The sequence below is a fragment of the Flavobacterium sp. genome (assembly GCF_035456085.1).
Classification (GTDB): Bacteria; Bacteroidota; Bacteroidia; order Flavobacteriales; family Flavobacteriaceae; genus Flavobacterium.
The window spans coordinates 45,354-66,899 of the sequence record NZ_DATIDY010000040.1; the positions used below are offsets into that span (position 1 = coordinate 45,354).

24 protein-coding genes are annotated in these 21,546 nt (G+C 33.1%); 15 read left to right on the top strand and 9 right to left on the bottom strand.

The features are described 5' to 3' along the window. Positions 1–5: 5 nt before the first annotated feature. From VLC96_RS03175 to VLC96_RS03195, 5 genes are all read right to left on the bottom strand, one after another. Positions 6–848, bottom strand: a complete 843-nt coding sequence (locus VLC96_RS03175) for a DUF5777 family beta-barrel protein (protein WP_325260601.1) — start codon at positions 846–848, stop codon at positions 6–8. Between the two features lie 7 nt (positions 849–855). Continuing rightward, the gene (locus tag VLC96_RS03180) at positions 856–1,254 is read right to left on the bottom strand and encodes an OB-fold protein (RefSeq protein WP_325260602.1); all 399 of its coding nucleotides are present in this window, start codon (positions 1,252–1,254) and stop codon (positions 856–858) included. Positions 1,255–1,651: 397 nt separating this feature from the next. Beyond that, positions 1,652–4,156, bottom strand: a complete 2,505-nt coding sequence (locus VLC96_RS03185) for a carboxypeptidase-like regulatory domain-containing protein (RefSeq protein ID WP_325260603.1) — start codon at positions 4,154–4,156, stop codon at positions 1,652–1,654. Between the two features lie 27 nt (positions 4,157–4,183). Further along, positions 4,184–5,083, bottom strand: a complete 900-nt coding sequence (locus VLC96_RS03190) for a FecR family protein (RefSeq protein ID WP_325260604.1) — start codon at positions 5,081–5,083, stop codon at positions 4,184–4,186. A gap of 50 nt (positions 5,084–5,133) precedes the next feature. Then, positions 5,134–5,649 (bottom strand): RNA polymerase sigma factor, encoded by a 516-nt coding sequence (locus VLC96_RS03195; RefSeq protein ID WP_325260605.1) that lies wholly within the window; start codon positions 5,647–5,649, stop codon positions 5,134–5,136. 323 nt (positions 5,650–5,972) lie between these two features. On the opposite strand from VLC96_RS03195, the gene VLC96_RS03200 reads away from it, so the two are divergent. The 10 genes from VLC96_RS03200 (at position 5,973) to VLC96_RS03245 (ending at position 12,208) form a co-directional block, all read left to right on the top strand. Then, positions 5,973–6,926, top strand: coding sequence for a hypothetical protein (locus VLC96_RS03200; protein WP_325260606.1), 954 nt, complete (start codon positions 5,973–5,975; stop codon positions 6,924–6,926). A 179-nt stretch (positions 6,927–7,105) separates the two neighbouring features. Next, the gene (gene xth, locus VLC96_RS03205) at positions 7,106–7,885 is read left to right on the top strand and encodes an exodeoxyribonuclease III (protein WP_325260607.1); all 780 of its coding nucleotides are present in this window, start codon (positions 7,106–7,108) and stop codon (positions 7,883–7,885) included. 119 nt (positions 7,886–8,004) lie between these two features. Further along, the gene (locus VLC96_RS03210) at positions 8,005–8,184 is read left to right on the top strand and encodes a DUF3606 domain-containing protein (RefSeq protein WP_325260608.1); all 180 of its coding nucleotides are present in this window, start codon (positions 8,005–8,007) and stop codon (positions 8,182–8,184) included. 4 nt (positions 8,185–8,188) lie between these two features. Beyond that, positions 8,189–8,401, top strand: coding sequence for a DUF2188 domain-containing protein (locus VLC96_RS03215; RefSeq protein WP_325260609.1), 213 nt, complete (start codon positions 8,189–8,191; stop codon positions 8,399–8,401). Further along, positions 8,382–8,621 (top strand): hypothetical protein, encoded by a 240-nt coding sequence (locus tag VLC96_RS03220; RefSeq protein WP_325260610.1) that lies wholly within the window; start codon positions 8,382–8,384, stop codon positions 8,619–8,621. Before VLC96_RS03215 ends, VLC96_RS03220 begins: the two co-directional genes overlap by 20 nt. 17 nt (positions 8,622–8,638) lie before the next feature. After that, positions 8,639–8,866 (top strand): hypothetical protein, encoded by a 228-nt coding sequence (locus tag VLC96_RS03225; protein WP_325260611.1) that lies wholly within the window; start codon positions 8,639–8,641, stop codon positions 8,864–8,866. A gap of 457 nt (positions 8,867–9,323) precedes the next feature. Continuing rightward, positions 9,324–10,469, top strand: a complete 1,146-nt coding sequence (locus tag VLC96_RS03230) for a zinc-dependent alcohol dehydrogenase (protein WP_325260612.1) — start codon at positions 9,324–9,326, stop codon at positions 10,467–10,469. A 20-nt stretch (positions 10,470–10,489) separates the two neighbouring features. Further along, positions 10,490–11,029 (top strand): hypothetical protein, encoded by a 540-nt coding sequence (locus VLC96_RS03235; protein ID WP_325260613.1) that lies wholly within the window; start codon positions 10,490–10,492, stop codon positions 11,027–11,029. Positions 11,030–11,064: 35 nt separating this feature from the next. Further along, complete coding sequence (locus VLC96_RS03240; protein WP_325260614.1) at positions 11,065–11,436, top strand: SPW repeat domain-containing protein; 372 nt, start codon at positions 11,065–11,067, stop codon at positions 11,434–11,436. A gap of 85 nt (positions 11,437–11,521) precedes the next feature. Next, positions 11,522–12,208, top strand: coding sequence for a DUF2243 domain-containing protein (locus VLC96_RS03245; RefSeq protein ID WP_325260615.1), 687 nt, complete (start codon positions 11,522–11,524; stop codon positions 12,206–12,208). A 53-nt stretch (positions 12,209–12,261) separates the two neighbouring features. On the opposite strand, the gene VLC96_RS03250 is transcribed toward VLC96_RS03245, so the two are convergent. Then, positions 12,262–12,615, bottom strand: coding sequence for an SPW repeat domain-containing protein (locus tag VLC96_RS03250; RefSeq protein WP_325260616.1), 354 nt, complete (start codon positions 12,613–12,615; stop codon positions 12,262–12,264). Positions 12,616–12,890: 275 nt separating this feature from the next. On the opposite strand from VLC96_RS03250, the gene VLC96_RS03255 reads away from it, so the two are divergent. From VLC96_RS03255 to VLC96_RS03270, 4 genes are all read left to right on the top strand, one after another. Further along, positions 12,891–13,268, top strand: coding sequence for a SpoIIAA family protein (locus VLC96_RS03255; RefSeq protein ID WP_325260617.1), 378 nt, complete (start codon positions 12,891–12,893; stop codon positions 13,266–13,268). Positions 13,269–13,332: 64 nt separating this feature from the next. Then, entirely contained in the window at positions 13,333–14,055 is a 723-nt protein-coding gene (locus VLC96_RS03260; RefSeq protein WP_325260618.1) for a YqjF family protein, read from the top strand. A gap of 62 nt (positions 14,056–14,117) precedes the next feature. Further along, positions 14,118–17,387: a CheR family methyltransferase gene (locus VLC96_RS03265; RefSeq protein ID WP_325260619.1), complete on the top strand. Its 3,270-nt coding sequence runs from the start codon at positions 14,118–14,120 to the stop codon at positions 17,385–17,387. A 115-nt stretch (positions 17,388–17,502) separates the two neighbouring features. Next, on the top strand, positions 17,503–18,303 hold the full coding sequence (locus VLC96_RS03270) for an SDR family NAD(P)-dependent oxidoreductase (RefSeq protein ID WP_325260620.1): 801 nt from the start codon (positions 17,503–17,505) through the stop codon (positions 18,301–18,303). A 104-nt stretch (positions 18,304–18,407) separates the two neighbouring features. On the opposite strand, the gene VLC96_RS03275 is transcribed toward VLC96_RS03270, so the two are convergent. After that, on the bottom strand, positions 18,408–19,406 hold the full coding sequence (locus VLC96_RS03275; RefSeq protein ID WP_325260621.1) for a zinc dependent phospholipase C family protein: 999 nt from the start codon (positions 19,404–19,406) through the stop codon (positions 18,408–18,410). A 97-nt stretch (positions 19,407–19,503) separates the two neighbouring features. Between VLC96_RS03275 and VLC96_RS03280 the strand changes: the two genes are divergently transcribed. After that, the gene (locus tag VLC96_RS03280) at positions 19,504–20,250 is read left to right on the top strand and encodes a YoaK family protein (protein WP_325260622.1); all 747 of its coding nucleotides are present in this window, start codon (positions 19,504–19,506) and stop codon (positions 20,248–20,250) included. 192 nt (positions 20,251–20,442) lie between these two features. Here VLC96_RS03280 and VLC96_RS03285 read toward each other — a convergent pair whose 3' ends face one another. Together VLC96_RS03285 and VLC96_RS03290 are read right to left on the bottom strand one after the other, a co-directional pair. Beyond that, positions 20,443–21,015, bottom strand: a complete 573-nt coding sequence (locus VLC96_RS03285) for an FEKKY domain-containing protein (protein ID WP_325260623.1) — start codon at positions 21,013–21,015, stop codon at positions 20,443–20,445. A gap of 62 nt (positions 21,016–21,077) precedes the next feature. Beyond that, positions 21,078–21,545, bottom strand: coding sequence for a hypothetical protein (locus VLC96_RS03290; RefSeq protein ID WP_325260624.1), 468 nt, complete (start codon positions 21,543–21,545; stop codon positions 21,078–21,080). Position 21,546: the final 1 nt, after the last annotated feature.

The following is a 21,546-nucleotide window of genomic DNA, read 5'->3' on the forward strand; positions in this document are numbered from 1 at the left end:
AGTTATTAAAATACTCTGTATATGTTAAATCCGAAGAAGAAATCTCCTTTACCCCAATTTCCGGCTGCATTTGTGAGATACCCGCTTTCGCTCATGGATTGTGAATTGGTAAATAATAATTGAAAAACATGCCCTCCAGTTTCAATATCCAAACCTACTGACAATGGATTTTCATAAAAACTAGGTTGATCAAAATTGTACATATATTCTAAGTTTACGGACAGCCTCTTAGTGATTTTATAGCGTCCTCCCCCACCAAACGAAAACTGATTATCATTTTCTAAAGCTGGATCGTAAAGATTTCTATGTATAAAAGAAGGGATCACTTCTAATGATAATTTTTTATTGACTTTTCTTGAAATCAACAACTGTTGAATGCCTATATTCCGATGCTTAAATTCTAAACCCGGATATTGATCCGTGTCTAGAAATGTGTTGATATCCCACACACTATACCCAACAATATCCAGAGGAAAATTATCGTCTTGTCTCATCAATCGGTATTTCAGTCCGATTTCGTACATTTTGTTTAATGTATGTCTGGAAAGGCTAACAGACAACCAATCGGTAATTCCGTAAATACCACCCAATTTTGTAGTCGCATTATCAAGACCAAAAAAGCCATCCAAACCATCCTTGACAGAACCGAAACGATGTGATATCACAAAATAGAACTCCTTTTTGGCTGGTAATTTTGTGGATTGTAATGTTACCAATTGCAAAGCTTTGAAAGTGGCTGTTGCATAGCTGTCTTCTACCTGCGTAGAATCAATACTTTTGAGTAAATCATCTTGGGAATACGCTATCGTGGCCAAGAAAATACAGACTGTGACAAATAATTTCTTCATAAATTCATTAATTGTTTTGTTTACTAATAATGCATTGATCCAATTTAACTTCCTGAAATAAATCATCGTAACCGATACATTTTCCTTTAATGGTTACTATATTGTTTTTAGGAATATTTTTTATTTTTTTAGTAAAAAGACAGAAAACTGTATTTTCAAGAATAAGTACCGAATCTGTTTTTTTGGTTATTAGTCCCGTTATTTCAATAGTTTTATTGAGATAAACTAAATCCGCTTCTTTCGGATTTGCATCATACTCTTTAAGTAAAGTTGTTGCTGTAATGTTGGAATCAGGCATTTCTAAGGCTATATTGCGTGCTTCTTTAAAAACAACTCCGTAATACAGATAAATACCTACGGAAATCATTAATAACAAGACGATTACAAAAACTATTGATTTTTTCATTTTTTTCTTATAATGAGATTCAATAGTAAAACAGTCTTGTAGTAGATTACCCTACCAAAAAATTGTTATTTTTTTTGGAAAAAAATATATGAATTTTATTTTGACACGAATTACACGAATTAGCACGAATTGATTGTTTTTAAAAATTTCACAAATCAATTAATGGAATTATGTATAATCGAGTCATACTTCACAATCTGGTCATTCTGACGAAGGATGAATCCCAGTGCCGTATATCCATATCGTATTTCCATCATCTAATAGTAAGAATTACAAAACTATTTTGATATTGATGAATTACTTTGTCGAGCTACTTGCGGAGATTCTTCCTTCGTCAGAATGACAAGATTGTGTCAATATTTTGTGAAGCAATGAAGTAATAATGTAACATAAAACCTTAAAATGAAGCTCTAAAACTCACATTTGGAGTTCTTCGGAGTGCGAAAGTTTCGACTTGTTCGATAGAATTTGTTATTGAGCTGATTCTGTAATATTCGCCTATTGCATTCTTTCTGTTAAGGATATTTAAGATAGAAACCCCTATTTTGAATTGATTTCCATTTGCCGTTTCCCACTTGTAAGTCGATGAGAAATTAATTTGAGCAAAAATATTGATATTGGTATTATTGGGTTTATTATAAATCAAAGTAGGATTCGAAAGGTCAATTTGCGAATTATCAGGAGTCGTGGTAGGTTTTCCGGAGGACCATTTTGCACCCAAAGCAATTTTGAAATTGTTCTTTTCATAAATTCCTGCCCAAGATAAAGTGTGAGTCAACTCAAAGTTGTTTGGAAAAGTCGGAGGTATATAATTGGAAAAATTATAATTATTGTTATTGTAGGTATAACTAAACCAGGTCAGGAAGGAGTTAATTTTTTTCTGAACAAGCATTTCTGTCCCAAAAACTTCGTAATCGCCTGCCATTCGGATAAACTCTAATTGGTTTTGAAAACCTTGGCTTGAAGTCGTAATTCCGCTTACTTTTTTATAAAAATTCTCTATGTCTAACAACCAATCATTCTTTTGGTAGATTAGATTTAAAGATAGCTGTTTACTTCTTTGAATAGGAATTGTGGAGTCATTTGAGATAATCCAACGCCTTTTTTCAATGCCAAAATAATCTTTTTGCAAATCAATAATTTGTTGAGAATTTTGGCTTTTTAATTCGCCCAAAAGTTCTAAATTCAAGCTTTTACTAACTCCATAAACCAGTTGCACGCGCGGTTCTACAATGTACTTTTTAAATTTTTCGATATAATTAATTCGGGTTCCGACTTTAGCATACATTCTGGATAGTGTGTCATTGTATTTTCCTTCCAAAATTAATGCATGAGTTCTCAAAACATCTTTGACTTTGCGGTAGAATTGAGGAGTATTTACCTGCTCAAAATTTGTAATCCCAATTTCGTCAAATTGATATCCATTGTTAAAACTCAATTTAGGGCTCAGAATATGATTGTTTTCTAAATTTACTCCATTATTATTTACTTTATTTTCCTGAACAGCTACTTGGTCATTGACAGTGCTGTTTTGATTAGCCAGAAGTTCATAGGAAGAATTATAGATATTAATTTTGGTCGAATTGAAGCTGTTCCAGTCTCTTTTCCAAGACAGATTTCCGCCATAATTTTGTTGTTGCAACGTATTGTTTTCCGTTTTGTATGTGTCGTCTGAAGTGGCGCTTTGAAAAACTTCCAGATTGTCTTTTATTGTTATTAAATCTAATACTAGCTGGTCTTTGTTTCCTATTTTTTGCGCAAATTTTAATGTTGCATCATAAAAATCAAATTTTTTATCGCTTTTATAATCAATATTTTGCGGAAGCGAAAAATCAGTAATGGTAGTGTTTTGAAATACTTTATTAAAATATTCTTTGTATGTAGGAGTTTCTACAAAATCTGTGATGGATTTACGAGCTGAAATTTCGATATAATTTTTTTTCGAAAGATTGTATTTGCCATAAATATCAGCATTAATCATATTGATTCCTGCACTAAAAGAGTTCTTTTCCGGTATTTCGGGAGTAGATGAGATAGCAACTACGCTCGAAACACTTTCGCCATAAAAAGCAGAACTTCCGCTTTTATAAATAGAAATCGTGTGCGCCAAATTGGGATTAAAGACTGATATTAAACCAAAAAAATGTCCCGTTTGGTACATTCGTATTCCATTCCATAAAAACAAATTTTGATCATGTGTACCACCACGAACATTAATGCTTGAAACACTTTCGTCAATACTGTTTACACCAGGAATTTGTTGCATGGTTTGTAATGCATCTGGCTCAATAAGTCCAGGCAAAATACCAAATTTCTTAGGTTTGATTTCAAATGAACCATCTTGTTTTTTTGAAATACCCGAAGCCAAGATTGCATTGGTTTTAATTTCTTCTAGTTCGGTTATTTCTGGTTCTAAAATTATTTCGAGACAATCGGAGTCTGAATTATCCACTTCAATTCTTTGGGATTTGAATCCTACATGGCTAATCAAAAGTGTATTTTGATCTTCTTTTTTAAATTCAAAATATCCTTTTGGATCAGTTGTAATTTGTGATTTATCATTCAAATTAATATTTACGTTTTCGATAGGTTTTTTATCAGAAATGGAAAAAACGTAACCACAAATTGTTTCCGTGTGATTTTCTTTTTTATAAATATTAATGAATTTGTTATCTAGATTTTCAAAAGACAAATTAGTTTTTCTGGCAAGATATTCGAGTTTTTGCTCTAGAGAAAGTGTTTTTTTGGGTGGAATTAATTGCAGTCCGGCAATTGTATTTTCGGTATAATTGAAAGTAACCTGATGTTGTTTTTCAATATCGTTTATGATTTTTTTGAAAGGCACAAGTTTCCCCGAGTCCTGGGCAGAAAGATGCAGAACACAGAAAAATATAAAAAGCAAAAAACGAAATCGTTTGGGGAGCAACATTTATTTTTCTTCAAAAATTATTTTGTCTTTTGAAACTTTTTTTGCTTCTAAATGATAAGTTGTACTGATAATTTGCAAAGCCACATCTAGATCTTTACTTGGCAATTTTCCAGTGAATAACGAAACTGTATCTTTTGCTTTCAATTCGACTTCGATATTATATTGTCTTTCAACTTCATCTAATAAAGTTCTGATGTTTTCTCTGGAAAAACTGATTTGATTGTCTATCCATTCTGGTCTTGCTGAATTGATAAGCATTTTAACTTGTTTTCCATTTTCAAAACTAACACCTTGTCCGTGAGTCAATAGAATTTGAAAGTTTGAATAATTCACCTTAACACGACCTTCATAACACACAACATCAAACCTGTTTTTTCGGGTTTTGACATTAAATTGCGTTCCTAAAACAGAAACTTTTCCAAGGCTGGTTTGTACTTCAAAACGTCTGCCTTTTGCAACTTTGAAATAAGCTTCTCCTTTAAGTTCTAAACGCCGATTGTTATCCCAATTCCATTTTTTATACTGAATTTCAGAGCCTGAATTTAGCACCACTTCCGAATTATCAGGTAATAAAAACATTGTTTTTTCTCCAAAGTTTGCTGTTTCTGTTTGTGCCACTAAAACCTTCAAAGCATATGTAATTCCAAGCGCCAGAACCAAAACAGCTACTGCTTGAAAAATCCATTTTTTGTATAAAGGAACGACTTTGACAGGCTTTTTTTCCTGTTTGAGAATATTAAATAACATGGCATTTTCATCCAAATCATCTACTTCTAAATGATCTGTATATGCTTTTATTTTTTGGTATTTCTCAAAATCAGGACTTGCTCTAAATTCAACTAATTCAGCCTCCGATAAATCGTTGTCGAGCCATTTTGCTAATAAGCGATTCTTTTTCATTGTATTCGTATTACATCATTAAAACAATTGAAACTCCTTGTACCCTACTTTTATAACTCTACCTCTTTGCGCAAACTCAGCAAAGCCAAATGAATTCGTTTTTCTACTGCCTTTACGCTAATATTAAGCTCTGAGGCAATTTCGCTGTATTTTTTTCCATCAATTCGATGCATCAAAAAGGCAACTCGCTGTTTTTCGTTTAAATTTTCAATAGCTTTCAAAAGCTTTGCTTGATACTGTTTCTCTTCCAAAATATATTCGGGGCTTTCATTGGTTTTATCCAAACCTGTGAAGTTTTTTTCATACCTCAAAACAACTTTTTGATGTGCAATTTCATTAAGACTGCTATTGTTTGCAATCGTATAAATATATGATTTCGCCTTATCTAATGGCACCGAAGCACAGTTTTGCCAAAGTTTTATAAATGCTTCTTGTGCCAAATCCTCGGCTCGACCAATATTGCCGTATTTGTAAAAAAGAAAATTCCGAAGTGATTTTACATGACTTTTAAAAAAAGACGAGAAAATAACTTCGTCACAAGTATTTGATTGGTTTTTATCTGGCATGTAGGTTTTTCTATTGGTATAAAAAATATTTTAATTAAAGTAGGGTAAAAATCAAGCTGAATGTTTTATTAGAGTGTCTGGACATTGGTTTATTTCAAACAAACAAGAACAGATAATTGGTTTAAATTTATTTTGCAATTATAGCAATAGCGTAAATTCTTGTAATTCGTGGCAACAAAACAACTTAAACCCTTGATGTCAAATTTATTAAAAAAAACAATTTCTTTTAATTTTATTACATTTGTAAAAATATAAATATGTCCCCTTTAACAAAATATTTATCAATAGTCATGATTTTGTTCTTATTCTCCTGCCAAAACGAGATGGAAGAACAGAGTTATAATGCACCGGAAACCGTTACAAATACTTCTCCGCTGACTTCGTATTTGCAAAGAGTTTCAATGGTAAAAACGGTTCAGGATAATGTGATTGACGGATCTACTTATTGTACCATTAAACTCCCTTATACAGTTACTGTCAATAATGCTAAAATTGCCGTAAACACTACCGCCGATTACCAGAAAGTACAAGACAATATCAATGCAAATAGCTATGACGATGATATTGTAAAAATAGATTTTCCTGTAACTATGGTCTACTACAATTACATCGAAAAACCAATTCCAAATCAAGCTGATTTTGATGCTTTAATTGATTATTGGAATCTTTACCCTGATCTTTTATACAAAATCAATGGGTTGAACATCAATTATCCAATAACAATTGATACTTACAATAGTGCCAATCAATTCGCAAGTTCAACATCCATTGTGAGTGATCAGGCTTTTTTTAATTTTATAAAAAACCTGAACAGTAGTCAGTACATTTCGTTAAAATATCCAATCACCGTTGTTGACTACAATAATCAAACAAAAATAATTGCAAACAATTCCGATTTCGAAGATGCTATCGAATATGCAATTAAATACTGTCCAGAAAACAACATTGTCACACTTGATTTTGTAAGTGCAATAACAAATGGCACATGGAAAATCCCTTATTTTTTCTTTGATACAGACCAAACTTCTTCCTATAGTGGCTATTCATTTGTTTTTAAAAATGACTATTCTGTTGTTGCTACCAAAGGAACGATTTCGGAAACTGGTCAATGGGAAACTAAAGTAAACAATGGTGTTAGGGAAGTAAAATTAAGTTTCAATTCAGACGTACTCAAAAAGTTGAATAATAACTGGGATGTCTACGAATTTAATAATTCGCATATACGATTGCGAAATGAAGGCGGTAGTACTGCTAGTTATCTTTATTTTGAGAAATGACAGACTGTTTGAGTTCTATTTAATAGCATAAACTACAAACTATTATATTTCAATAAATTTATTTTTCATTGATAATTTTTTAATACCTCCTAGATTTTTTCTTACCAAAATCTAAATTTTTCATCATCCAATAATAATTTGTAAATTAGAAATTACAAAAACCAATTATTGTAATGATCATGAAAATAGCCACTTATAATGTAAATGGAATTAACGGACGCTTAAATGTTTTGCTGCGGTGGCTTGAAGAAAGCGCCCCAGATATTGTGTGTCTACAGGAATTGAAAGCACCTCAGGATAAATTTCCTGAAAAAGCCATAGCTGATGCCGGATATAACGCCATCTGGCATGGACAAAAACAATGGAACGGCGTCGCGATACTTGCCCGTAATATGGAAATTGAAGAAGTGACCCGTACACTTCCAGGAAATGACGAAGATGTTCAAAGCCGATATATTGAAGCGCTTATAAACGGCATTGTCATTGCGTGTTTATATCTGCCCAACGGCAATCCCGCACCAGGTCCGAAATTTGAATATAAATTAAAATGGTTCGAAAGACTTTCAGAAAGAGCCGAAGTGCTTTTGAGCTTGAAAACTCCGGTAATTCTCATCGGCGATTTCAATGTTATGCCAACAGAACTTGATGTTTATAAACCTGAAAAATGGGTCAAAGATGCCCTTTTCAGACCTGAAGTCCGCAAAGCTTTTAGCGATATTACCGCACAAGGATGGACAGATGCAATTCGTACTCTATATCCAAACGAAAAGATTTATACTTTCTGGGACTACTTTAGAAATGCCTATCAAAGAGACGCTGGTCTTCGCATCGATCATTTTTTGTTAAGTTCGGAGCTAGCACCAAAGCTTCTTTCCGGCCAAGTGGATCGTCATGTACGCGGTTGGGAAAAAACCAGTGATCATGCTCCTGTGTGGATTGAAATTGATCACAAAATTTAGCAACGAAGTTTGTTCTTATTATTTGCAAAAATTCAAATCCTGTAACATATCGTATTGATTTTGTAATTATTACCCCGATTAGTATTTTAATTTTATCATTCATTTTAAAATAATATATCATGGATAATAAATCAAAAACAGGAAAAAGTGATGATTCACGTATTAATGTAAATGAATCGTATGAATTGCAATACTGGTCTGAAAAGCTCAATGTGAGCAGAGATCAGTTGAGAAATGCTGTCCAGGCAGTTGGTCCAGATGTGAATGAAGTTACTCAATATCTTAAACAAAAATCATAGCATCATGCCTTGGTATAACGGGGATTATCCTCCATCATATAAGAATCAGCCCATAGCACTGAGGGAAAAAGCCGTCGAAATAGCCAATGGACTCCTTGGTGATGGAGTTCCTGAAGGCATTGCAATTGCCACTGGACTAAAGCAGGCACGTGAATTATTAAAGAATCATAAAGAGAAAAATTCAACAACAGAAACCAATGGAAAAAGATCTAAATAAAACGGAAAATAATGCCGATGAAAATACCGATCTAAATGCCAATAGCGCCTACAGTGGTTCTGGAAACTGGCAACCAGGTGGTAATAACGGAGAACCAGACAAATTGGAAAATTACACAGAAAGTGCCTTAAATGATGATAATGATACAACTGATACAGTAAACGAAAACATCAACAAGGCTTCTAATACTTCAAAGCTTTCAGACCTTAAAGGCTTTTAATTTTAAATCGAAACACAATGGAAAATACAAATAATAAATTCAGCGAGGATATTTCAAATTGTCCGTATCATAACCAGCAAAATACAGGAGACAAAAACAACAGTAATTCAGCTGACAAAGATGCTAGTAATGGCGACTGGGACAATGAGCGTGATACGGAGCAAATTGACGAAGGTTATAATACCGACCGAAATGACAATAGCGGCGGATCCGGAAGTTCTGGAAGTGCTAGTACAAATAGTTAAAATGATTAATATTCTCATTATAAAAAGAGTAATTATAAATTTAAAAGAGCTGTAAAAGGCTCTTTTTTTGTTTTTTATATTACTTAAAATTAGATACATAAGTTCAAGCGCAGTCGATAACATAATACTATCTCCACTGCGCTCTATTTTTTAATAAACCAGTTACCAATTCTGATTCATTCATTTTTTCTTCTCTTAAACTTCATTTTTTTTATAAATAATTGAAAATGAGATTAATTACCTCCTTATTTAAATGCGAAATGTATAACATCAGCTTGTAATGTTATAAAAAAATGTCCTCTCCTTACATGAAATTTGTTTCTATACGATCAACATCTGTGCTTTAATCTTTTATATAAACTAATTACTAGCAGTTATTAGCACACGAACAACATCAAATAGAACAACATTTATATAATCACTGAAGTTTAATTAAATATTAAAAAATATGCTAGCAATGAATTACCGCGGACCACATAGAGTCCGACTGGATCGGGACAAACCGATTCCCGAAATCCTTCATCCCGAAGACGCCATCGTGAGAGTGTTACGTTCCTGCATTTGTGGTTCGGATTTGCATTTGTATCATGGACTTGTGCCTGATACGAGAGTGGGTTCTACCTTTGGTCATGAATTTATAGGCGAAATTGTAGAAACTGGTTCTGCAGTTGATAAAGTAAAAATTGGTGACCGTGTTATGGTACCATTTAATATTGCTTGTGGTAAATGTGCTTTCTGCCGTCAGGAATTATATGGCAATTGTCATGAATCCAACCCCGAAGCTACTGCTGTTGGCGGAATCTTTGGTTATTCCCACACTGCAGGAGGTTACGATGGCGGTCAAGCCGAGTTTGTACGCGTTCCTTATGCTAATGTTGGTCCGGTTGTAATACCTGAATGGATGGATCCTGATGATGCAGTATTATTGACCGATGTTGTTCCGACAGGATATCAGGCTGCAGAAATGGGCGGCATCCAGCCTGGGGACACAGTTGTAGTTTTTGGTGCTGGACCAATCGGAATTATGGCGGCAAAATGTTCTTGGCTTTTTGGCGCAGGCCGAGTAATCATAATTGACCATATTGATTATCGTTTGGAATTTGCCGAAAAATATGCCCAATGTGAAGCCTATAACTTTAATTCAATTGGAGATCCGGTTGTATTTCTTAAAACCATTACCGATTCTCTCGGCGCAGATGTCTGTATTGATGCCGTTGGTTGCGAAGCATCAGGAAATACTATTAACACAATAACGGGACGAAGATTACTGCTACAAGGCGGTGCAACGACTGCACTTCACTGGGCTATCAATGGAGTGAAAAAAGGCGGAATTGTTTCTATAGTTGGTGTTTACGGACCAATCGACAGCCTAGTTCCTATTGGAAATGTGGTTAATAAAGGAATTACAATCCGTGCCAATCAAGCTTCTGTTAAAAGACTTTTGCCAAGACTTATTGACCATGTTCAATCGGGAGTGCTTAATCCTAAAGGACTAATAACACATAGGATTCCGCTTGAAGAAGTTTCTGAAGCATACCACATATTTTCCTCAAAACTAGATAATTGTATAAAAACTGTTTTGATTCCGCCATCTGCAGACTAATTAACTTTAAATTTTATATTATGATAACAGATCAAACAAGTCCCGAAGATTTTTCAAATAAAAGACGGGGCAATCACAACCATATTAAAGGATGGGGAGTCGATATGAACTTAGAAAACGATCCCACCTACCCTATTAAAAAAAGAAACAATGACGAACATAAAGGATATTCCTGGGAACGTCCTGATCAACAAGATGAAACTGTAGAAATACTCCATTCAGTTGAACGACCAAATCTTCCGGCGGTTTATGGCACTTCAAGACCTCCAAGTGGTTTAAGCGGATTCATTCGAAGAATTGCGTATAAATTTAGTGAATCAACTTATATGAGATGGCTTCCGTTGATGATTGCTGACCGAATTGACATGATCGAAGGTTTCGTTGATGATTTGTCAAGAGGACATATTCCGAATGTTCCAAAAGAAATAGGATTAAAATCAGAATGGAAATACAATAAAGAAAAACTTTTAATCAGGACTGCCGTAGGTATTCTTATTACTGGCGCTGTCTTATTGTTGCTGTTTTCATCTGACAAGAAAACCAGACGAATTAGAACTTAACCACACACTATTTTTAATCATTTAAAACTAAAGTCATGAAAATTATTGATACCAAAACCCACGGATATATCGATTATATAATGGGAATATTTTTGTTAGCAGCGCCTTCATTGTTCGGTTTTAACATGAATGGGAAGGAGAGTATTGTACTTTATGTAGCGGGTATTGCAGTAATTATTTATAGTCTGCTCACTGATTATGAAGTAAGTTTTTTTAAACTCATTCCGATGCAATTTCACCTAATACTTGATATCCTTTCAGGAATTTTACTGGCGGCATCACCATGGATTTTGGGTTTTTCAGAAATTGTTTATGGACACCATGTCACTTTAGGTGTGATTGAAATTGCTGCTGCACTAATGACCAGAACTGTGCCTGAGCGCACAAGAATTGAAATCAGAGATTAATTTTTCATAAAATCTATTTATAAAATAAAGCTGCCTATTGGTGGCTTTATTTTAATCTATGAATCAAATCCTAAATACATTTACAATGAAAATAACAAATTTCAAATTCATTTTAACAACAAGTATATTAGTCACAACTAACGGCTATTCCTGTGTTAACTGCAATAAGCAACTACAAAACTGCATTGCAAAAAGTTATGATCTGCAAGGCTTTAAGATGTTTTCTGCATTTATAGTGTTAACAATTGTTTTAATTCTTTTGACCTATTTTTCTTTACGATCATATAAACACGTTTATTCGCAATTGTTTGCTCCACAGATTGCCGCTGCATTAATCATTGGGATTGGAATGGGCGGATTTGCAGATGGAATTGTGTTGCATCAAATATTGCAATGGCATCAAATGCTTTCGAACTCAATACCTTCAAATACATTGCTTAACAAAAGTGTAAACATGTTTTGGGATGGCATTTTTCATCTGTTCACATTTCTAGCAACAACGATCGGAATCTATTTGCTTTGGAGATTGCAAAACCAGAATAATATCAATAAATCTGTACAACTTTTAATCGGAGGAAATTTAACTGGCTGGGGAATTTTTAATTTAATTGAAGGAATAATAAACCACCAAATTTTAAAACTTCACAATGTGAGAGAAGCAACCGCGAACCCCGAATTATGGAACTATGGGTTTTTAATGTTCGGAATAACTTTACTAATTGCTGGTTTTATTTTGATAAAAAATGAAATAAAAAAAGTTGAAAATCTCTAATAAAAAGATTGTCAACTGATTTGAAACTTATCGAGAATCACTTAATAGATTCATCAAGCATATTGCACTTCTGATTTTGTTAAAATAGCAATACCTATTTCGATCAAACCTAAAATCACGTGTGGCAAATAAATAGTGTGGTAAAATCCAAATATCCAAGGTGATGTCAGTAGAAAAACACCTGCTAGCAAATCCGCAATAAGATGCATTCTCATAGGAAGCACTTTATAAACTCCTAATTCATAATCTGTAAGAATACTGTAAAACAAAGTCAAAATTGAAAGAATGTAAAATATAAGACTCTCTAGACTATTACTATCCAATTGCAAAAGTGAAGGAACTAGTAATAAAATAAATCCTAATACGTAGTCGAGATATCCATGAACTTTTGTATAAATTACTTTCATCACATGCTAAGTTTAATGTTTGAAAAATGTTTATTTCTTAATATCCTAATCTTCCTTCCTTCTCATTAAGAGATAATTTTTTATTCAAAAATAAAATTAACAGTAACTCTATCTTTTACATTTATCCATAAATAATTTACATAATTTTTATAACAAATTACCTAATACACTAATTTAAAACCGATTATATCGATATTCTGTAAAAACTAAACAATATTCTATAACAAAAACTGATATAGTAGAATTAAATTTAGTTAATTAAAAAATAGACAATTATGATACAGATTATTGATAGCCCTTATAATGTGGCAGCTTTTAAAGCAACAGGAGAAGTAACAGCAGAAGACTATAAAACAGTGCTGATACCAGCTGTAACACAACTTGTGAAAAACATCGATGAAATTAATTTTTTGTTTTTGATTGATACCGAAATTAAAAACTTCACTGCTGCAGCTTGGCTTGAAGATGCATTGGTAGGTTTGAAAAATCTGGGCAAATGGAATCGCGCTGCTATCGTGACGGACAATGAAAGCGCAATAAGTTTTACAAATGGCTTCAGTTATATTGTTCCTGGTGAATTTCGTGGGTTTAAAAAATCCGAGTTTCAGCAGGCTTTAGATTGGGTTCAGGGTGGCGAAACAACTAATCCATAATGATTAAAGCTACTATATTATTGATTGTTTAAATGAATAAATCATAATGCATTAACTTTTCGATATGGGTAAAATAAAGGAAATATTAGCAAACACGGATAATAGACAGTTTCCACTTCCACAAAAAAAATGGAAATATTTTCAGGAATGGCATCATACTATTTTTCTACATTGGGAAATTCCTGTTTATTATATAGAAGAGTTTATACCAAAAACAATTAAGCTCGATACTTTCAATAATATGGCTTGGATTTCGCTAGTCGCATTTGATGTCAAAAACATGCGATTGCGAAACCTTCCTCCGTTTCCTTATATTTCCAATTTTCACGAAATAAATGTCCGTACTTATGTTATAAAAGATGGCATACCGGGAATTTATATGTTTTCGATCGAAACCAATAAGTTGATAGATGTTTTACTAACTAGAGTTTTTATTGGACTTCCCTATCAAAAATCAGATATTAAATGGGAACAAAAGAGGCTGATTTCTAAAAATACCGAAAACTATCAATCCCTGGACATCAACATTGGAAAAACCAGGCCGCTGGCAGAAAAAACAGCCTTGGATTTGTGGCTTACTGAAAGACACGCTCTTTATGAAACCTCGAACAACAAATTGTACCGATTTGATATTCATCATAAAGAATGGGAACTTCAAAACTTAGATGTTACAATAAATGATATTCTATATGATACAGGAAAATACAGCCTCACCAATTTTCCTGATAGAATTCAATATGCAGAAAAACTTGAACTACTAATTTGGGGAAAGCGACTCTTAGATTGAATTAATAAAAAGTTGGCTTCATTAACAAACAAAAAAAATAAACAGTTTACAAAATTTGCAAAATGAATGCTTCTGAAAAACAAACTAATCAAAATATAAACTCATCATTTCCAGTGGTTGGTATCGGAACCAGCTATGCCGAAATTGATAATTTAAAAACTAGTATTGCCAATCTTCCGCTCGATTCCGGGATGGCTTTTTTGGTATTTGAAGATTTGGCCGCCAGACAACATCAAAATTTAACCGAAGAAATTAGTTTGCATACCAAACTTCCAGTACATGAAATTGTCAGTACAATAGATTTATCTCCGAATCATATTTATGTGATTCCTCCTGGAAATTTTTTAACCTGGGAAAATGGCGACCTTATGCTTAAACCCGCTATCCGAAGTAGCAAAACCACAAACAGTCTTGATATATTCTTTTATTCGCTTGCGCAAAAATATTACAGCTATGCCGTAGGTCTTTTGTTGTCATGGTCAACGATGGATGGTGTTTCTGGGTTAAAAACAATTAGGGAATTTGGAGGTGCGACCATTTCGGCAGTAACCAAAAGCGGGTTTGTTCTCAATAAAACCACTTCAGATTTTATAGATTACATTACATCGTCAGAACAAACAACTTCGATACTTCTCGAGATCAATAAAAGTTACTTGGCCAACCATGCCTATCAGGAACAAGAGGTCACTGTAGAGGAACAGAATATTTTTAACAGCATTGTCAACCTTGTAGTTTTAAGGTCTGGAACTAATTTTCATAACTATAAACCACAAACACTCCGCAGAAGAATTGCCAAGAGAATGGTTTTTACCAAACAGGAAACGGGGGAACAATATCTTAATTTATTAAAAAACAGTCCAGCAGAACAGGATTTATTGTTTAATGATTTCCTGATTCCGGTAACGTATTTTTTTCGTGATCCGCAGTTTTATGATAGCTTGTCACAAATTGTTTTTCCTTCTCTGATCGAAAGATTGAGCGATAACGAATTGCGAATTTGGTCTGCTGGATGCTCCACAGGTGAAGAGGTTTATTCGCTAGCCATTGTGTTGGATGAATATTTGCAAAAAATTAATAACAGAAATATATCGGTAAAGATTTTTGCTTCTGATCTTTCGCTCAAATGTATTGAAAAAGCTCGCGCAGGTATTTACACGCTTCAGGATTTAAAAAATATAGATGCCAAAAGAATCGAAAAATATTTTATAAAAAGAGAAAATGGATACCATGTCAAAAAAGCGATACGGGACAATTGTGTTTTTGCTATGCATGATCTAACAAAGGATTTTCCGTTTTCACGAATTGATTTTATTTCATGCAGAAATGTCCTGATTTATTTTAATACTGAACTTCAAAATCAGGTGCTTACTTCGTTTCATTATGCACTTAAGGAAAATGGTTTTCTGTTTCTTGGAAAAGCTGAATCGGCTTATAGCCAACAAAATTTATTTACAGCAGTCGAAGAAAAAGAAAAAATTTATATTCGAAAAAATGTAGAAAGCGACCTTGTTATTCCTAATCTCATTAAAGATATCAATTTCCTCAGAAACCAAACTGCCGAACCAATAACTCCTTTACTGGCTAAAAAAGATTTTAGAAAAATTATTTCTGATATTCTGCTCGAAAGCTATTCGCCAGCGGCTGTTTTAATAAATGAAGATCTCGAAATCGTGTATTTTCATGGTGACACAAGTCCATTTTTACAGCCACCGCCGGGCAAACCGAGTTTTAATATTATGAACATGGCACCTCAGGAACTGCGGTTTTCTTTAAGAAATGCCATTTTAAGAGCCCGAAACGAGAAAAAAAACTTTGCTGCAGACAATATAAAAATCAAAAGTCAGGCGTTTTTAGTTTCGTTTGAGGTGGTGTATTTGGCCGCGCATACAGATTTGTTGATGATTATTTTTTATAGAAAGTCAGGCAAAGGAGAAACATTTAATGGTGTGGATATTGATCCGAATAATGAAGAATTAATCATGCTTCAAAATGATTTTAAGCAGTTAAGCGAAGAACAACAAATTTATTTTGAAGAACTTCAAACCAGTAATGAAGAATTGTCCCGACGTACTGAAGAATTACAGCTTTTGAATGAACAACTGGAAGTCGCTGCAGAAGAACTTCGGTCTAATAATGAAGAGCTTTCGTTTACAAACGAAGAACTTAATGACCGCCGTAAAGAATTAGCTTCGATGCGAAATTTTTACGAATCAATTGTAAAAACAATTAAAGAGCCGCTGCTTATTATAGATAAAAATTTTATCGTTCACAGCGCCAATCCAGCTTTTTACAGCTATTTTGAAATGCAAGAAGAACACACAGAAGAATTTTCAATATTTGATTTGGGAAATTCTAATTGGAATACTGCCGAGTTTAAAGAATCTGTTCTAAAAAAAATCAGCCGCAACGAAACGGTAGACAATATTAAAATTCAATTTAATGAAAGTGGTGGCAAAGAAAAAACTATGCTAGTAAGCACCGCCTTCATTGAAGAATCTATACCGAAAGGAATGGTGCTGCTCGCTTTTGAAGACATTACTGAATCTGAGGAATATAATAAATCCTTACGGGCCAAAAATATCCAGCTTTCCAAACAAAGTCAACAACTGAAATCATTCACTGCGGCAGCTAGTCACAACCTTTTAGATCCGGTGAGTAAGATTTCGATGTTTGCCAAAAAAATCATTGATAGTGAAAACAATTTATCTGAGGTTGGAAGATACAACATCAACAGATTATTGTCTGCGGCAAAAAATCTTAATCTGCTAATGGAAGATCTTATCAATTATTCTAAAATTAATTTTGAAGAAAAAAAATTCAAAAAAACCGATCTGAATGTGCTGTTAAAGAAAGCGCTGAATACGCTAAAACCAATGATTAAAGAACGTAACGCTGTTATCGAAGCCGATTTGTTGCCCACCTTAAATGTTATTCCGTATCAAATTCATATGCTTTTTATCCATTTAATTTCAAATGCCATAAAATATGCAAAACAAGATAGTCATCCGCAAATAAAAGTAAACGTCCATCAACTTGAATTAGAGGATTTTGACCTTTTGGATGCTAATTCACACACAGAATATGTCAAATTATCTGTTAGTGATAACGGAATGGGATTCCAAAAAGATTTTGAAACACTTATTTTCAACCCATTTTATAAACTGCAAGGCAATAATATTCAATACGGTACAGGATTGGGTTTGACATTTGTTCAGCAAATTGTGTGGAATCATAAAGGTTTTATCAGGGCATCCAGTCTTCCAGGCGTAGGTACTTCTATTTATGTTTATTTGCCTTTGGAAATTTCGTATGCGGAGAAATTAGTGGTGTAGTTTCATTTACAATAAAAAGTGGTGAATATTGCAACAATTGAAGATAATCATATAAAAATCAGATAATTAACTTATTTAAATTCATTCCTTATTAATTTTTATAATTTAAATTGTCATGGAAAATCAACATCAATATGCCCTTATTACAGGTGCTACAGAAGGAATTGGTTATGAGCTTGCAAAACTTTTTGCAAAAGATAAATACAACTTGGTCATTGTTGCCCGAAATCAGGACGAATTGGATGTGACGGCAGATGAATTAAAGCAGTATGGAGTTCGTGTATTTACTTCTGCCAGAGATCTTTTTAAAAGTGAAGATGTTTTTGGTTTATGTCAGGAATTAGACGAGAGAGGTATTGAAATCAACGTTCTAGTCAATAACGCCGGACAAGGAATTTATGGACTTTTTAAGGATACTGATCTCAAAAGAGAATTAGATATTGTGAACTTAAATATTAATGCTACGATTATATTAACCAAACACTTTTTAAAAAACATGTTGCTTCGAAACGAAGGGAAAATTCTTTATCTGGCTTCTATAGCAAGTAAAACTCCTGGACCTTGGCAATCGGTGTACCATGGAACTAAAGCTTTTGTACTTTCATTTTCGGAAGCATTGCGATCTGAATTAGAAGATACAAATATCACCGTGACTGCTTTACTTCCAGGACCTACAAATACAGACTTTTTCAATAAAGCTAATATGACAAACAGTAAAATAGTGCAGGACAAAGATTCATTGGCTGATCCTCAGGATGTTGCTCTGGATGGTTATACTGCATTAATGGGCAATAAAGACAAAATAGTATCAGGCTTAAATAATAAACTAAAAGTGGGTATGAGCAATGTTCTTTCTGATAGCCTGAATGCTGAAATGATGAAGGAGCAGCAAAAACCAGTTGATGGACGAGATTAATTTTGTGGTAAATTTTAAAATATAAGAAAGCCTGTTATGAGTGAATAACAGGCTTTTGTTTTATATTTTTTTGAACTTAAAATTAATAGTAGAAACAAAACTTTCTAATCATTTTGATTCTGCATTCCGAAAAGATTTCCTTTTTGAAACAATTTTGTGTCTTGTTTTAAAGCTTTACTATTGCGATTAGTAAGTTCTTTAGAATCTAAATTACTTAAATCAGGTTTTCCAGCATTTACCCAAGCTGTATACCAAAAACTTGCCGTAGCAGTAATTGCTTTTTTCATCTGATTTTCGACCATTCCGTTTAATTGATTGTTCAGCTTTGTAGCATATTCATCTGAAAACACAGCAGAATTATATTTGTTTTTCACCACTTTCCCATTGGCATCCATAACAAAAATTTGATTTTCTGGAGTTGAAGTTCTTAATTTTTTATCAATTGTTAATAATGGTTCAACTAAGCTGTGTGTATCATTAATCATATCCCAAGTAGCTTTATGAACATCTTCATAATAATGCGCTTCTGGAACATTCAATTTGTAGTTTTTGGCAAATAATTCAGGCAACCTGCTTTCCCATAATGAATGAATTCCCTTTTGATCGCTCAATTGTCCATCGTGATTTGCAGAAGTATGCAACGGCATATGAGCATCTCCAATATAATGCCCTAAATCGGCAGCAAGAAATAAAATTTCAGCTCTGTTTTTATCTTTGAATGCTTTGGTTAATTTAACCATCATATCTTCAATATACCAAGGCAAAATACCATTATCATTTAGAAATTTAGCATCATATTTTTTTTTGGCTTCTTCTAATGTTTTTGGCATATCTTCTACAGCACCAAAATTTTCCATATCCAAATAATGTCTCGGATTTTCCTCTTTGTAATTCAATGCGTATTTACGAATATCTGGAACAGAAGCTTCCTGAGTTATAAAATCAATGTGATTGTAAAAAAATACTTGAAGCGGTTTAGGCAAAGCCATTACTGCAGCTTTGTTAATTCTTTCATGACCTACAATTCCCCACGACAAAGTGATAAAACCAATACCAATTACAGTGAATGTTAGGATAGTGTGTTTTAATTTAAAATTTTTCATTATATTTATTTTATTGAATTACAAAAGTATCTTTTTTAAAGATAATTTAAACAAACTGGGGTTTAATTTTATATTAATTCAAAAGAACTAAATTAATATGTTTAGGCATCAAGGCAGCAACAGAACATCAAAACATAATTTACGTCTTGCCATACTATTATCTTTTGTGGCAGGGACTGTGAATATCACAGGAGTTTTGGCTGTAAATACGTTAACAACAAATGTAACCGGCCATTTTGCCTTTTTTGCAGAAGAAACAACCAAACATAACTATCAATCTGCTATTGTTTTTTTAATTTATACACTGTTTTTTTTAGCGGGTGCTTTCGTATCAAACTTTTTAGCTGAATTAATTTCTAAAAAAAATAAAAATCTTTCTCATCTACCCGCAATAGCTATCGAAATTGCCATTTTGATTTCCGTAGGACTTTTTAGTATGCTTCCTAATTTTTATTTATTCGAAGAAAAATGGATTGCATTTGCCCTCCTTTTCGCGATGGGAATTCAAAATGCATTGGTGACCAAAATCTCAAAATCTACTGTTAGAACCACGCATTTAACTGGCCTTTTTACTGACTTAGGAATAGAATTATCTCAATTATTTTTTTACAAAAAAACAGAAGAAAGAATCGCTTTAAAAACTATTATCTATCTAAGGCTTTCCATTATTTTTTTCTTCTTTCTAGGTTGTTTTATGGGCGGGTTCATATATGGTTTTCTGCTTCTAAAAACGCTGTTTATTGCTGTTATTTTTCTCTTTATCGCCCTTTACTATGATTACATCCGATTCCATTTAATCACGATAAAACGAAAAAAATCAATTTTAATTAAACACAAGTACTAGTGAAGTTCAGCTAGTCCGTAAAATTATCCCATTCTGTTGTCATTCTAACCAAGGGAGATGAGCAAGACAATATTCCACAATTTTTTTTTACACAATATCTTGACAGCGAAATGCTGGAGGCTTTTATCCTATTCTGCAGTTTTAAAGAACATAAAAGAGAAAAGTCATGAACTATGCACAGCAGGCTAAACATTAGTAAAAATTCGAATAAGCATTATGTTTAATCAATTGGTCACTTATTAAAGTTACTTTTTTTGTTTTGATATTTACTTTGCACCGAAAGTAAGACACACCTACTGACTCCTTATTGATATCTTCATATCCAACACTATAAACTACATATTCAAATTGTCTTAAAGGTTCTATATAAAGTCTTAGATCATCGAACTCCTCACCACGTTTCTTTTGCAAGTCAATTACAGTTTTATCTTTTTCCAATAAATCGTGTACAAGCATCCAATTTAATGTTTCTTCAATTACTTCCTGACTATGAATCTCACTCCAAAATTTCCCGTATCGTTTTTCGAGAATTTCATAGGTCTTTTTATTTAGTTTTTCAGCTACAGATGATCCGCTACAGCCTAACAGTTCGCATTCAATACCCCATTTTTTATCAATAACTTTGCTACGTTCAAAAGCTTTCCAATCTGGAAGACCTCCAACATACATTGTAAGAACTTTATTTGTATCATCCTTTTCTTTTTGATTGCAACTTGCAATAACAAATAATAGAGCAATTATCAAAGTTTTTAAAATATGTTTCATGGGGAAATTTTATTCTTCAATTAGTGTTTTTCATTTATATGATATATGCAATACGAATTAAATTACTGCATTAAAATGCTATACTTGATGGTTGTAAAAAACATTATCCTGTCTTTATTTAGGGATAGAGGACTGTTGTATCTCCTTCTTAATGAAATGGTCTTATTGCCAATATTGGCCGCATAACACCCATATCGAAATTGAATAAGAGGTTGAGACATTTTTTTTTGGATTGATTCCAAAGTCGTATTTGGAACACCTTCATCCTCTTTCTCAGGAATTAAATTATACACAATGGTCACTATTATTCCGTTTTGAATACCTATAAGGATTTCACCTAGTTTCCTGTTATATAAATGCGATTCTTTGGGGCCAATGTATTGATAAGTTAAAACACGGGTCATGGGAGAAAAATCCAGTAATTTGAATTGTTTATCTGGTATTAATCGTTTCCCTATTTCAAATTTTTGAGAAAATGAGTTAGCCGAAAACAAAAAAACTATTGAGAAGATAAATATTTTGATTTTCATA

Bases quoted from the DNA above. Each gene is read 5' to 3' on its own strand.
- VLC96_RS03200 (WP_325260606.1), top strand. From the start codon at position 5,973: ATGGAAGAACAGAGTTATAATGCACCGGAAACCGTTACAAATACTTCT.
- xth (WP_325260607.1), top strand. From the start codon at position 7,106: ATGAAAATAGCCACTTATAATGTAAATGGAATTAACGGACGCTTAAAT.
- VLC96_RS03210 (WP_325260608.1), top strand. From the start codon at position 8,005: ATGGATAATAAATCAAAAACAGGAAAAAGTGATGATTCACGTATTAAT.
- VLC96_RS03280 (WP_325260622.1), top strand. From the start codon at position 19,504: ATGTTTAGGCATCAAGGCAGCAACAGAACATCAAAACATAATTTACGT.
- VLC96_RS03255 (WP_325260617.1), top strand. From the start codon at position 12,891: ATGATACAGATTATTGATAGCCCTTATAATGTGGCAGCTTTTAAAGCA.
- VLC96_RS03285 (WP_325260623.1), bottom strand. From the start codon at position 21,015: ATGAAACATATTTTAAAAACTTTGATAATTGCTCTATTATTTGTTATT.
- VLC96_RS03240 (WP_325260614.1), top strand. From the start codon at position 11,065: ATGAAAATTATTGATACCAAAACCCACGGATATATCGATTATATAATG.
- VLC96_RS03245 (WP_325260615.1), top strand. From the start codon at position 11,522: ATGAAAATAACAAATTTCAAATTCATTTTAACAACAAGTATATTAGTC.
- VLC96_RS03190 (WP_325260604.1), bottom strand. From the start codon at position 5,083: ATGAAAAAGAATCGCTTATTAGCAAAATGGCTCGACAACGATTTATCG.
- VLC96_RS03225 (WP_325260611.1), top strand. From the start codon at position 8,639: ATGGAAAATACAAATAATAAATTCAGCGAGGATATTTCAAATTGTCCG.
- VLC96_RS03180 (WP_325260602.1), bottom strand. From the start codon at position 1,254: ATGAAAAAATCAATAGTTTTTGTAATCGTCTTGTTATTAATGATTTCC.
- VLC96_RS03175 (WP_325260601.1), bottom strand. From the start codon at position 848: ATGAAGAAATTATTTGTCACAGTCTGTATTTTCTTGGCCACGATAGCG.
- VLC96_RS03195 (WP_325260605.1), bottom strand. From the start codon at position 5,649: ATGCCAGATAAAAACCAATCAAATACTTGTGACGAAGTTATTTTCTCG.
- VLC96_RS03265 (WP_325260619.1), top strand. From the start codon at position 14,118: ATGAATGCTTCTGAAAAACAAACTAATCAAAATATAAACTCATCATTT.
- VLC96_RS03275 (WP_325260621.1), bottom strand. From the start codon at position 19,406: ATGAAAAATTTTAAATTAAAACACACTATCCTAACATTCACTGTAATT.
- VLC96_RS03235 (WP_325260613.1), top strand. From the start codon at position 10,490: ATGATAACAGATCAAACAAGTCCCGAAGATTTTTCAAATAAAAGACGG.
- VLC96_RS03220 (WP_325260610.1), top strand. From the start codon at position 8,382: ATGGAAAAAGATCTAAATAAAACGGAAAATAATGCCGATGAAAATACC.
- VLC96_RS03260 (WP_325260618.1), top strand. From the start codon at position 13,333: ATGGGTAAAATAAAGGAAATATTAGCAAACACGGATAATAGACAGTTT.
- VLC96_RS03250 (WP_325260616.1), bottom strand. From the start codon at position 12,615: ATGAAAGTAATTTATACAAAAGTTCATGGATATCTCGACTACGTATTA.
- VLC96_RS03290 (WP_325260624.1), bottom strand. From the start codon at position 21,545: ATGAAAATCAAAATATTTATCTTCTCAATAGTTTTTTTGTTTTCGGCT.
- VLC96_RS03270 (WP_325260620.1), top strand. From the start codon at position 17,503: ATGGAAAATCAACATCAATATGCCCTTATTACAGGTGCTACAGAAGGA.
- VLC96_RS03215 (WP_325260609.1), top strand. From the start codon at position 8,189: ATGCCTTGGTATAACGGGGATTATCCTCCATCATATAAGAATCAGCCC.
- VLC96_RS03230 (WP_325260612.1), top strand. From the start codon at position 9,324: ATGAATTACCGCGGACCACATAGAGTCCGACTGGATCGGGACAAACCG.